9 protein-coding genes are annotated in these 12,950 nt (G+C 53.2%); 5 read left to right on the plus strand and 4 right to left on the minus strand.

Translation table 11 applies throughout. From position 1 onward, the window contains the following. Positions 1–74 precede the first annotated feature (74 nt). Both CULFRC11_RS10570 and CULFRC11_RS10575 read left to right on the plus strand, forming a co-directional pair. Positions 75–734, plus strand: coding sequence for a DedA family protein (locus tag CULFRC11_RS10570; protein WP_013912616.1), 660 nt, complete (start codon positions 75–77; stop codon positions 732–734). Positions 735–968: 234 nt separating this feature from the next. Next, positions 969–3,176 carry an HtaA domain-containing protein gene (locus CULFRC11_RS10575; protein WP_038620880.1) on the plus strand — a complete coding sequence of 736 codons (2,208 nt, stop codon included), beginning with the start codon at positions 969–971 and terminating at the stop codon, positions 3,174–3,176. Positions 3,177–3,274: 98 nt separating this feature from the next. Here CULFRC11_RS10575 and dps read toward each other — a convergent pair whose 3' ends face one another. Further along, positions 3,275–3,766: a DNA starvation/stationary phase protection protein Dps gene (gene dps / locus CULFRC11_RS10580; RefSeq protein ID WP_023634721.1), complete on the minus strand. Its 492-nt coding sequence runs from the start codon at positions 3,764–3,766 to the stop codon at positions 3,275–3,277. A gap of 74 nt (positions 3,767–3,840) precedes the next feature. Here dps and CULFRC11_RS10585 point away from each other — a divergent pair, with 74 nt between their 5' ends. Then, entirely contained in the window at positions 3,841–4,650 is an 810-nt protein-coding gene (locus CULFRC11_RS10585; RefSeq protein WP_235424592.1) for an Fpg/Nei family DNA glycosylase, read from the plus strand. 63 nt (positions 4,651–4,713) lie between these two features. Beyond that, positions 4,714–6,216: a bifunctional ADP-dependent NAD(P)H-hydrate dehydratase/NAD(P)H-hydrate epimerase gene (locus CULFRC11_RS10590; RefSeq protein ID WP_023634722.1), complete on the plus strand. Its 1,503-nt coding sequence runs from the start codon at positions 4,714–4,716 to the stop codon at positions 6,214–6,216. On the opposite strand, the gene CULFRC11_RS10595 is transcribed toward CULFRC11_RS10590, so the two are convergent. Beyond that, complete coding sequence (locus tag CULFRC11_RS10595; protein WP_031269778.1) at positions 6,213–6,734, minus strand: VanZ family protein; 522 nt, start codon at positions 6,732–6,734, stop codon at positions 6,213–6,215. The genes CULFRC11_RS10590 and CULFRC11_RS10595 overlap by 4 nt on opposite strands. A 177-nt stretch (positions 6,735–6,911) precedes the next feature. After that, positions 6,912–8,855, minus strand: a complete 1,944-nt coding sequence (locus tag CULFRC11_RS10600; RefSeq protein WP_023634724.1) for a YhgE/Pip family protein — start codon at positions 8,853–8,855, stop codon at positions 6,912–6,914. Positions 8,856–9,392: 537 nt separating this feature from the next. Between CULFRC11_RS10600 and CULFRC11_RS10605 the strand changes: the two genes are divergently transcribed. Next, positions 9,393–9,902, plus strand: a complete 510-nt coding sequence (locus tag CULFRC11_RS10605; protein WP_023634725.1) for a hypothetical protein — start codon at positions 9,393–9,395, stop codon at positions 9,900–9,902. Between the two features lie 69 nt (positions 9,903–9,971). Here CULFRC11_RS10605 and leuS read toward each other — a convergent pair whose 3' ends face one another. Continuing rightward, entirely contained in the window at positions 9,972–12,824 is a 2,853-nt protein-coding gene (gene leuS / locus CULFRC11_RS10610) for a leucine--tRNA ligase (protein WP_038621042.1), read from the minus strand. Between the last annotated feature and the right edge of the window lie 126 nt (positions 12,825–12,950).

Raw genomic sequence — 12,950 nt, forward strand, 5'->3', positions numbered from 1 at the left:
GTTTCCAAGGCTGCTTGTTTTGATGACATCTCAGCAATCTCAACTATCTTTCTTTAGTCACCGAGAGGCTCGTCGTGACCGAATTTCTACACATGCTCCAAGACACACAGGGGCTTCTTACCAGCGTTGGCCTGATTGGTCTAGCACTGATCGTCTTCGCAGAAACCGGCATCTTGCTGGGATTCTTCCTTCCTGGAGACTCGCTCTTATTTGCAGCTGGAATGCTCGCCAACGGCGACAAACCTCTCGCTCCCCTATGGGTAGTGTGCCTCACCGTAGGCATCGCCGCGTTCGTAGGCAACGAAGTCGGTTACTTTGTGGGAAAGAAAGTCGGACCGGCCGTCATGAATAGCTGGGCAGGCCGAAAGATTGGAATAGAGCGATTGCACTCCGCCGAAGAATTCTTTGTGCGCCGTGGATCCGCAGCTGTCTTCTTGGGTCGATTCATCCCCATCGTGAGAACCCTTGTCCCAGTACTAGCAGGCATGAACAAGATGAACTACAAAAAGTTCTCATTGATCAACCTAGCCGGCGCCATCGTATGGGGCATGGGGGTTCCTGTCCTTGGCTATTTACTCGGCGGCATTCCTTTTGTGCGCAACAATATTGAAATCCTGCTCCTCGCCGTGATTTTTGTTTCAGTCATTCCAGTGTTCATTGAGTTCCTGCGAGGCCGCAAAAATCGGGTGAAGACCATCGCTTCAACCGAACCCGTGGAGCGCACTCAGGCATAAGCTAACCTTCCCCAACGACTTGCCAACCCGCTTCCTGCGGGTTTTTCGTCTTTCTGTGGGTCTTTAAACCTTGCATTTTTGGGGGGTCAACCATTAGTCGCATCACCAACTAAGTAGCACCTAACTTAGATAAACCTTACCCCCACCAGAATAAAGGTTAGGCATCCCTTCCTTGGTTGATTATATTTAGACCCCGACATAACAAGTTTTCCCTCATGCGCAGGAAAGAACCCCGTGAAGAACAAATATTTCTACCGCTCGCTCATTGCAACAACCACCCTCGCCGCACTACTTCCAGTGACCGGAATACAAGCGGCTGCAGAAGAAAGCACCCCAAGCAGTGCCGTAACCGCCCCCAACACTGCAGAAGACAGCACATCCACATCAGAAACCGCTGAATCTGATGTAGATAGCACCTCTGACGACTCCAAAGAATCCACCGCACCGGATTCAAGTAATGACAAAGAGGACACCAACAAGGTCACAAAACCAGATGCTGCCCCCTCCCCAAGCAGCAACAATAAGCCAGCGGCAACGAAAGCAAAGGAATCCGTAGCAGAGCTAGCAGAGGGCATCGTAAACACCGGGTCGCTAACGTGGGGAATTCGGACCTCTTTCAACAACTACACTGGTGGTCCTACGTCGGTTTTTGATGGTGCAAGTCAAAATGAAAACAAAAACGAGTTCACTTTCCCACTAGAATCAACTTCTTATGATTCAGAAACCGAAAAGTTTGAAGCAAAGTTTAAAGGTGGACTGAGATATCAAAAATATTGCGGTCTTAATGCAGGAACCGCAACACAATCCGACTACGAAAAGGCAACGTGCGAGCTGGACTTAAAAATTGAGAACCCTAGGATCGTAATTGCAAAAGAAGGATCTTATGTATATGCCACGGTTTCCTCAAAGCAGTATCGAAAAAGCAGCACATATACTAATAATGGCAACGAGAGCCCTTTGGCGGAATTGATAACTGCTAGTGCAGAATTCACCAAGACAGAGAAAACTGTTACCTGGAGCGGAATCCCCACAGTTTTGACAGAACATGGAAACAAGATGTTCTCCGAGTTTTATTCAGTCGGAAGCGCTCTTGCTCCCATTACCTTCACATTTGATGCATCAAAACACCCTCAGTTAAAAAGACCATCTTTTGACAACACAAAATATCGTGTATCCACGCAAGAATTTAACAATCAGGTTCCCTACGAACATCACCGCAACCTTTTTAAAGTTGGTAACCACGTCCTAGTTTCAACAGCAGGCTACCGATTTAAGCAGTACGAAGGTGCCGGCCTTGCATTACTTAATCGCAACTTAAAGCAAAAATATTTTAGCCCGATCAAGATTAATGAATATGGTGCAGTTGCTTTTGATGAAAAAAATAACGATTTCTACTATGTTGGAAAAAAGCTTGACGGAAAGCTTTATATGGATGATAAAAACACTCTTTATAAAGTACATGTCGATGTTCACAGCGGTTTCGGCGAACCAGTAAAAGTCCATACCTTTGATAAAGCAATAACTAGCATTGGATACCATCCAGCAACCCATACAGTTGCCGTAGTAACACTGAATCAGCTAGGCATCATCAAGAAAGGGAAGATAAATACACAACCACTTCCCGACAGCACAGATCTCTTAAAGGAAGCAGGATTTGAAGATAAGTCCAGCGAGAATATCTACGGTCGCCTTTACAACACAAGCAATGAACCAAGCGAACTCTTGCCTATGGATGATGGAACCTTTGTCTTAAATGCCGACGGACAAGGAATAAAAGGAACCGAAAAACTCTATGGCCTCATGGTCTCCATAAACCCCGAAGGCCAAGAAAAACCACTCGCGAAAATTCTAGAGAATTCTGGCACCAATGAGGTTTCCCTAGGAACTTCAGCAGCTCACGCAAACGGAAAAACTATCGTTCGTGTTAACAAGAATTCGCACCATGATCACTCATATGCACAATCACTTCAGTATGAAGCAGGGAAAATAACCACCGCCAATACACCAATTAAAACTGATTTCATTTCCGGATGGGGCAACCTCTTTGTCACAGAGGACAATAAGGTACTTGCGCTAAATGGACAAAAAGGAAAGCTCGAATGGCGAGATCCCGATACTTTTACAGAAATTGAAGGCGAAGCATCCATCGCCATTCCGAATGGAGGAAAGACATACGAGCGAATCCATGGTCCAATTCTGCAGCTTGATGAGGGAACATTCTACGTCCCTTCTTATGACGCCTCCGAAGGCGAAACCAAGGAAATGTATTCTCTCCGTAAGGTCTACGTTCCAGAAATCGACGAGCAGCTCAATAACGAATCCGATATCGAAGACTCCAAGCCATCCACACCAATTTGGCAAATCGTGCTTAGTGTCCTTGGAGGCCTTGGATTAGTTGGCGCCTTAGTAGGGTTCCTCTTCCAGACTTTTATCGCTCGTTAGCTCAGCTCGCGAAGCCAGATTCTATGTATCTGCGCTACAAACAAAGCTAAGGGGTTTCCCACCACAAAATAGGTGGGAAACCCCTTAAAAAATTTTCTTTACAAGTTCCCGTTGTCATCGACGATGTGCTCGCGCACGAACCATTGGAACTTCTCCAGCTCAGCCGCTTGGCCGATGTACATATCTTCGGTCACTGGGTCGAGGTCGCCGGCGCTAGCCATGGATTCGCGAACTCCCTCCAGAACCTTGGTGTATACCTTGTTCAGTTCCGTGAGGTGGTCATGGGTGCTTGCGCTGTTGATCGTGTACTCCAGTGGCTTGCGGTTTTCCACATGGCCGGCTGGTGTGCCAATGGGGGAGCCGCCCAGGGTGGCAATCCGTTCTGCTACTTCATCGGCATAGCCGCGCACGATGTCGACCTGGGGGTCGATCATCTCGTGGACCGCGATGAAGTTTTGACCGTGGACATTCCAATGGGCGTGCTTGAGGATGAGATGAAGATCGTTATAGTCGGTGAGCCGCTCCTGCAGGTGATCGATAAGCTGCTTGGCGTCTGCTTCATTGATTCCTGGAACAGTGAAATTCTTCATGAGCCCTATAATACACTCCGCTTTTTAATAAGCAAGGTTTGTTAGGGTTTCCGTATTTATCTATGATGGATGGTATGCCAGAAGGCCACGTCATCCATAGGCTCGCCCACGAGCTCAATAAGCATTTCCAGGGAAAAGCGCCACGCGTCACGTCTCCCCAAGGGAGATTCGCCGCAGAAGCCGCCCTTATCCACGCCACGCCGCTTCATCAGGCCCATGCATGGGGCAAACACCTTTTCCTTGAATTCGATGCGCCCACGCCAGAACACATTGTGCACATTCATTTAGGACTTATTGGCAGCCTGCATTTTGACCCGATTGATGAGCTCAAAGGGCAGATCCGGCTGCGAATAGAGAACGATGGGGTAGCAGCAAATCTACGGGGACCGCAGTGGTGCCGCCTCATTACGACGGAAGAGATGGAGGTAGCCGTCGGCAAGCTTGGAGCAGACCCGCTGCGCCCAGACTCGGATCTCAACGTCGTACGGCAACGTATCGAGCGTTCACGGAAATCAATTGGATCATTACTCATGGACCAGCATCTTTTTGCTGGGGTGGGGAATATCTACCGTGCGGAATCGCTCTTTCGACTAGGGATAAGCCCCTTCTTACCCGGCCGAGAGGTGGAAAATCTTGACGCCATCTGGGAAGACTTGGTGTATCTCATGCAGGAAGGAGTGCGGGTAGGGCGTATCGACACCGTCCGACCTGAGCACACTCCTCAAGCCATGGGCCGAGCACCCCGTAAAGACGATCACGGTGGGGAAGTGTACGTGTATCGCCGACTGGGTCAGCCCTGTTATGTGTGCGGTACGCCGATCAGCGGGCAGGTGATGGAAGGGCGAAACCTCTTCTGGTGCCCCACCTGCCAGCCTCAGCCATAGCCCCACCCGCAATGGCACCGAAATCGCCACAGACCCTACAGCGCGCGGGTTATCCTATGGAACATGCATGCTTATTCCGTCGCAGACATTCGTGCAGCCGAGAATCCCCTTATCCAAGCCGCCGAACCTGATGCACTGATGAGGCAAGCAGCGCAGGCAGTCGCCGAGGCGGCCCTGTGCATGCTTCCTCATGCACCAGCAAAAATACTAGTTGTGGCGGGTAGCGGCGGCAATGGTGGCGATGGACTTTATGCCGGCGCGCTGCTCGCACAGCTCGGACACACGGTCCACGCGGTCTTCACATCTTCCTCTGCTCACGCACCAGCGCTTGCAGCCTTTGAGCAGGCAGGCGGCGTACTGGCACCACTCACAGACGCAGACCTTGTGATCGATGCAATCATCGGGCTGGGAGGCACCGCTGGGCTGCGAGACAAAGCCTGGAACATCTGGCAGGAAGCAGTGGCCCAGGGCCCTACGATACTCGCCGTCGATGTCCCTTCCGGCGTAGATTCCGATACCGGATCAGTCGGCCCCGACGCCGCCTGCGTGACCGCAGATGTAACCATCACCTTTGGAGCCGCCCGCATTGCACATGCCATCTCCCCGCGTTGCGGCGAGGTCCTCGTCACCGATATAGACGCTGGACAGTCACTTACACAGGCTCTTTCCACAAAGAACCCCGCGGTCGAGTTCTTCCAAACACTCCAGCGGAGTCGTTTCTCTTGGCCAGACCACTTTCTGCGCGCTGAGCCTCTGCACATCACGGAACTCTTGGAGCCAGCGGCTGACCACAATAAATACAGCGGGGGAGTAGTTGGTGTTATTGCTGGCTCGGAGACGTACCCCGGCGCGGCTGTTCTCACCGCTACGGCGGCGGTGCACGCCACGCCTTCGATGGTGCGCTTCGTCGGTTCGTGCGCGCGAGATGTGGTTCGTGCGCGTCCCGAGGTAGTGGCTACGGAAATGCTTATCGACGCCGGCCGCGTCCAAGCCTGGGCCTATGGCCCCGGCGCGGGCGACACGGATTGGTTATCTGATCTACTCCAGCGACCTGAACCGCTCATCATCGATGCCGATGGCATCACCCACGTAGCTCAAGAATCCGAACTACGTAAACTCCTAACTCGTCGTAGCGCCCATGGGTGGCAGACCTTGCTTACTCCCCACGAGGGAGAGTTCTTGCGACTAGCAGCACGGTATACCACCATCCGAGATGTTCATGAGAATCGGATAGGCGCAGTTCAGGATCTGGCAGAGGCGTTAGGGTGTCAGGTGCTCTTGAAAGGTCGGGTCACCATCATCGGATCAGCCGATTCCGTGGTGTGTATCAATGCCGGGCACTCCTGGGCTGCAACCCCCGGCAGCGGCGACGTGCTCACTGGTCTCATAGGCGCCTGGGTCGCCCATTCCGGCATGGATGTTGTTCCTCTTTGCGTGTCCATCCACGCCCTGGCTGCGTGGTTATCTGCGCAAACAGACTATGGCCCAGCTCCCACGTGGGCGGCAAAAATCGCTGATTTCATTCCGCAGGCAACGGCCGCTTTACTGAGCCAGCACAGCAGTTAGAAGACAACGGAGAGCACCATTTCCGCAAGGATACACAGGGCGCCCACTAAGAAAAGTGTGACCACAAAACCGCGTCCACGGCACCCCAGGATCCGGGCAAAGCATGCACCCAAAAAGGCTCCGACTGTATTGCACAAAACATCGTCTACGTCCGTGTATCCGATAGCGTAGACATATTGAGCAACCTCTATTCCCACGCTCACGAGGAACCCGAGCAGCGTAGACAAGACTATGGGTATCCGCCAGCGCCCAGCGACGATGGTGACCAGGAGGAAACCAAAGGGGATAAAGAGCGCCACGTTTCCCACGGCATCCAACCAGGGCGCGTACCACAGCGTGGGATTGCTCCAGGCGTCAAAAAGCTGGAGATCAATGGAACGATTCCGGTGCGCCTCGGTGCTCCAGAAACCACCGAACGAATAGGTTCCTTTCATCAAAGTCAGCGCAAATACCACAGCTAGCGCCGCCACAAGCGTCGCTGACGCCACCTTCACAGAACCCATTCGTTGCAAAACCATGGTGGCCACCCTAGGCAGGGAGTCTGGCAATAGACTGGCCGTTTCCTTGCCACAACCTTGGTGCTATGCCTTTACAGCTTTAACCTCGACCAATGCGATATGCAAACGTTCCTAGCTCTCTGAACGCAAAAGCTGGCAGGGCTTGTGCCCTACCAGCTTGTTGGAACCTCGCCTACATTAGACCAACGTAGGTTCTTGGGTCTCAGCAGAAGAGTCGTTGCCGTGTTCCTCGCGCAGCTTCTTCACTCGCGCAGCCCGAACCACAAGGGTAATGGCTAGCGGAATGAGGGTGAAGGCGAGAAGAACCAGAACGGCTACTACATAGGAACCGTTGACTTCTCCCTGTGACGCCTGAACAAAGGCGTTACGCGCATAGGTCATCGGGGTGATCGGGTGGAACACCTGGAAGAAGGACGGGACCGTAGCCAGCGGCCACACACCACCGAAGGAGAACATCCCAAAGGCAAAGGCCGCGAGGATCGCTATACCACCAGTAAAGCGACCGAGCAGAGCCCGCAGCATCTGGTTTGTTGCGGCAGCTGCAGTGGCCGTGAGCAAGAAGCCCAGGGCGATACCCGCAACAGAAGCCGGCTTCCAGCCCACGAGAGATGCTCCCGCAGCGAGCACAGCAAGGGTGATCACACCGATTCCAGCAAGTCCAGCGAAGGACTTCAGCGTCGGGCCAACAAAAGCGGAACGACGATCAGTACCAAAGACGTGGGGGATAAGGATCGCAGCCATAGCCATGAGGAGGAAGCCGAAGACCATAACGATCAGCATCGAGGCGCCACCCGATAGTGACTTGACCGTCGGGTCATGAGAGTCCACCACGGTTTGCACCGGGTTGGAGTTGTTCTCTTTATAAACGATGGGCACGGAAACCTGCTTTGCGGATGCTTCCACGTTCTTGGCGCTTGGTGCGGTGGAAGCACCCTCGCCGAGCTTGCCGGCCAACTGCGAGGTTCCATCTTTCAGCTTCAGGGAGCCGTCGTGGAGTTGCTGGGTGCCGTCGGCAAGCTTGGTGGTGCCGTCGGCAAGCTTGCCTGCACCCTCATTGAGTTTGACAGCGCCGGTGTTGAGTCGTTCGATGCCGTCTTTGAGCTTGAGAACGCCACCGTAGTACTCGGAGTTAGGGTCGCTGAGCATAGTCGCTAGGGTAGCGGTGCCGTTTTTCAGTTTGTGCAGCTGAGCTACCTGATTATCAGGATTATTGGCATCAAATTTAGTGGCCAATTCCTGCACCTTGTTGGCTTGCTCCACAGCTCCGATTGCGCGGAGTGCGTCTGCCGCCTGTTGCAATTGTGGTGCCGCGTTCTGCGCGGTGGTCAGTACGGGGATGAGGGTATCCGTAAGCTTGCCGACGCCCGCATCAATCTGCTGTGCACCATCACCCAGGCGAGCGGTGCCCTGTGCCAGACGACCAGCACCAGCAGCAAGTTGGGAGCTACCGTCTACGAGTTGGGAGGTGCCGTCGGAAAGCTGATGAGCGCCACCGTTAAGTTGCTGCGCGCCAGACATACCCTTAGCCAAACCCGCCTGCAGCTTGCCGGCGCCCTCATCGAGCTTTGCGGATCCATCAGCAGCACGGGTCAGACCGCCACCGAGGTTATTCACACCGTTGAGGAGCTTCTTGGCATAAGACTCCGAGATTGAGGCAGATACAGCTTGCTGAATCTTAGGTACGAGTCCACCGGTAAGCACCGAACCATTGGTTCCGTTGAAGTCGTTATAGGAGATCGTGATCTCTGGATTGGTGGGCTTCTCTGCCAACAAAGTGTTGACGTTAGCGGAGAAAGACTCCGGAATGGTCACCGTGAACAGGTATTTACCGCTGTCCAGGCCCTTCTTAGCCTCGTTGGCATCAACTTCACGGAAAGCCAGATAGTCGCGAGCCAACAGTCCCTTGACCACCTTGTCGCCATAGCGTTCAAATTCACCGTTACGAGTCGCACCAGCATCCTCATTAACCACAGCGAGGTCTACTGAACGCAGATTTTTAGTGGGATCCCACATGGCCCACATATAAACAACTGAAGCAACCACGGGGAGAAGCAGGAATATCACGGCGCACAGCCGCTTCCAGCTGAAGTGCCTCGTGGCCTGAGACGTAAGTTGAGACATGAGGGAATCCTCCGGTTTTAGAATTAAATACCGGACAATTATTGCCTATGCGGTTTTGTATCTAAAACCAAAACAGCGTGGCGCAGTCAAAAAAGCACCCCCGTAATACCCCTATACCGTTGGGAAATAGCAGGTCCGCCAGCTTTAAAACTTAAGAAAAATTAGTCTTAAGCTGCAGAATCATTCCCGTCATGTTGATGTGGACCCCTTATTTGCAAACCAATCACCACCCTCTATAAGTGATCGCAATTACACTCCACACAACGTGCAAAACGTAGCCCAAATATAAAATTTACCGTCACATGAGAAACACATCAGGGTTCTTCCCAATCCACATCCCCGTCCGTGTCCCCCGTTGGACAAACTACCCGAACCACAAACCCAGTTGACCCTACTAATGCAGCCCTGCCGTCATTGTTCAACTGAGAAATACCCTTTTCGCGCTCCCGTCACATGAGACATTAGAGGAGCAGAAATTTTAGGAGCCCCGCCAACTGCAGTCACTACGACACGCTGCAACAACTTTGAGGAGCATATATGGTGACCAAACCAGAATTCTTCTTTGATCAGTTCCTATGGTCGACCTTTATTCTCGTCTTACTTCCCACTGCGATAGCCCTATCACGTATTTCCACGCTGGAATCACGGCACCATCGATCGAATGTGAAATCAATCTTTTTTATCGGATTTTTAACAGGCTTCCTCACTGCTGCGATATGGCTGTCATGGAGTCCCAGCACTCCGATAAGCAGCGTCTTCACCTACGGCGCGCCCGTAGATTTTGCTGCATGGCAGGTTATGGGATGTGGTATGACACTCATAGCTCTCAATGCACTGTTTCTTAGCCGCACCGTGCGAACGCCCTATAGCCCACTAAGTTTCTCCGTCTGCACCGCTGCCGGATTTGCCACTGCCTTTTCACTAGGTGTCTCTTTCGGAGTATCTACTCAAGAAGGGATCGGCATTCTTTTTTCCTATGTTGGTGTGGGAGTACTTCTCTTAATCACCAATTCGATCTCCATGAGGTTCCTCTCCCAGACCCGGTAATCGAACCCTAGATAGGCCAAAGAACAAGGCCGGGCTCCTTCACAGAGCCCGGCCAGTTGCATGTACGTGCTACTTGATCACGAGGTTAACCATACGTCCCGGCACAACGATCTGCTTGAACAGGTTTTTACCCTCAAGGTGGCTTTGCACAGTAGGTTCCGCAAGCGCGATCTCTACAATCTGATCCTGGGTGGCGTCGGTAGGCACCATAATGCGGGCGCGCACCTTACCGTTGATCTGAACAGGAAGCTCTACCTCATCGTCTTTGAGCCATTTTTCCTCGTAGGAAGGGAACTGCTCAAAGGTGATGGTCTCCTCGTGGCCGAGGCGCTTCCATAGTTCTTCTGCGATGTGTGGCGCAACAGGCGCAACCATAATCGCCAGCGGCTCCACAGCCTCACGAGGCGCACCCTTGGAGTAGGTCTTGGTCAGGTAGTTAACATATTCAATAGCCTTAGCCACTACCGTGTTAATCCGTAGACCCTGGTAATCATCGCGAATACCTGCAATGGTGCGGTTGAGTGCCTTGAGATCATCATTGGTGAGCGAAGCATCGGTGACCGAAAGCTCGCCAGTCTCCTCGTTGACAACCAAGCGCCACAACCGCTGCAAGAAACGATGCGCACCGATAACGTCCTTGGTAGCCCAGGGGCGAGACGTATCCAAAGGACCCATCGCCATCTCGTAGACGCGGAGGGTATCTGCACCGAAATCAGAGCAGATCTCATCCGGCGCCACGGCATTCTTCAGGGACTTGCCCATCTTGCCATATTCCTGGTTTACCTCTTCACCGTTATAGAAGAATGTTCCGTCCTTTTCTTCTACCTCAGCGGCAGGAACGTATACTCCACGACTATCGGTGTAAGCAAAGGCCTGGATATAGCCCTGGTTGAACAGACGACGGTAAGGCTCACCAGACGTGACATAGCCAAGATCAAAGAGAACCTTGTGCCAGAAACGCGAGTAGAGCAGGTGCAACACCGCGTGTTCCACGCCACCAACGTAAAGGTCCACGCCACCGAGATCGTTCTCTCCGCGCGGGCCAGTCCAATAGCGCTCATTTTCTATGTCGCAGAACTGCTCGCTGTTGGTGGGGTCGATATAGCGCAGCTGGTACCAAGAAGAACCAGCCCACTGCGGCATAACGTTCGTATCGCGGGTGTAGGTCTTTGGGCCGTCGCCTAGGTCGAGTTCCACGGTGGTCCACTCCGTGGCTTTAGCTAGCGGTGGCTGCGGCTCAGAATCGGCATCGTCTGGATCAAAAGACACAGGCTTGTAGTCTTCAACCTCAGGCAGTTCCACTGGCAGCATGGACTCGGGCAGTGCATGAGCGACACCATCCTCGTCATAGACCACGGGGAACGGCTCGCCCCAATAACGCTGACGGGCAAAGAGCCAATCTCGCAACTTGTACTGGATCTTTTCCACTCCAGCACCCTGTGCTTCCAGCCATTCAATAACCCGAGCTATAGCCTCCGCTTTGTCCAGGCCGTTGATATCCAGGCCACGATCATTGGCGGAGTTAATCGCAGTGCCAGGCTCTACATAAGGCCCAACGTTCACGTCACCACCCGCTACAACCTCGCGGATGGGCAGGCCAAACTCGGTGGCAAACTCGTAGTCACGCGCATCGTGTGCTGGGACAGACATGATTGCGCCCGTGCCATAACCGGTCAAAACATAATCTCCGATAAATACCGGGATCTGTTCACCATTTACAGGGTTCGTGGCATATACACCCAAGAAAACGCCGGTCTTTTCTTTGTTCTCCTGGCGCTCAAGGTCACTCTTTGCTGCGATCGAGGCGCGATACGCAGCCACAGCCGAAGCCGGATCAGCTTCGCCGAAGGTCCACCGGGCGTCAATCCCCTCATAGGAACCGGTACCGGCAGCAACGAGGGCGTCGACAAGCTCATGCTCCGGAGCAAGCACCATGTAGGACGCACCAAACAGCGTATCGGGGCGGGTGGTAAAGACGGTGATGGTCTTGTCGGCTACCTCAAAGTCAACCTCCGCACCGCGGGAACGACCGATCCAGTTGCGCTGCATGCTCTTGACCTTCTCCGGCCAATCGAGAACCTCAAGATCATCGATCAATCGGTCAGAGTACGCAGTAATGCGCATCATCCACTGGGAAAGATTCTTGCGGAATACTGGGAAGTTACCGCGCTCCGAGCGACCGTCGGCAGTGACTTCCTCGTTGGCCAGAACCGTACCCAGACCAGGGCACCAGTTCACCGTGGAGTTAGAACGATAGACAAGGCGGAAAGTGTCCACGACCTTGCGTTGCGCCACAGAATCCAGCTCGTTATACGGCGCGCCAAACTCTGAGGGGGTTTCAATCTGGCCAGACTCAAGCAGCGGAATAAGCTCAGAGATCGGGCGGGCCTTGTTGAGGTCCTTGTCAAACCAGGCGTTGAAGATCTTCAGGAAGATCCATTGCGTCCACTTGTAAAACTCCGGATCTGTGGTTGCCACGCTACGACGCGTATCGTGGCCCAGCCCTAAAGCCCCGAGCTGGCGACGCATGTTCTCAATGTTGGCCATGGTGGTGGTCCGAGGATGCGCTCCTGTCTGGATTGCATATTGCTCAGCCGGCAGACCAAAGGCGTCATAGCCCAAGGTGTGCAGAACATTTTTGCCCAGCATTCGGTTAAACCGTGCATATACATCCGTAGCGATGTATCCCAGGGGATGGCCCACATGCAGACCAGCGCCAGAAGGGTAGGGGAACATGTCTTGAACGAAGAGTTTGTCTTCCGGAAGTTCCTGCCCCGTAACGGCTAGATCGCCGACAGGGTTAGGCGCATTAAACGTGCCATTGTCGATCCAGAATTTCTGCCACGTACGCTCAATATCGCCGGCTAACTGCGCGGTATACCGGAACGCAGGACCAGTAGTGCTCTCGCTCGGATTAGTCATGGAAAACAGTGTAATAGCACCTCGCAGCGCTTCCCCCATCAGAGCCATCACTGAGTGCTTAACGACGCCTCCGAGACTCTCCCCTACGCACAATCCAGAGATCCTCGACACAATCTATCCCCGTCT

The organism is Corynebacterium ulcerans, from assembly GCF_000767685.1.
GTDB lineage: Bacteria > Actinomycetota > Actinomycetes > Mycobacteriales > Mycobacteriaceae > Corynebacterium > Corynebacterium ulcerans.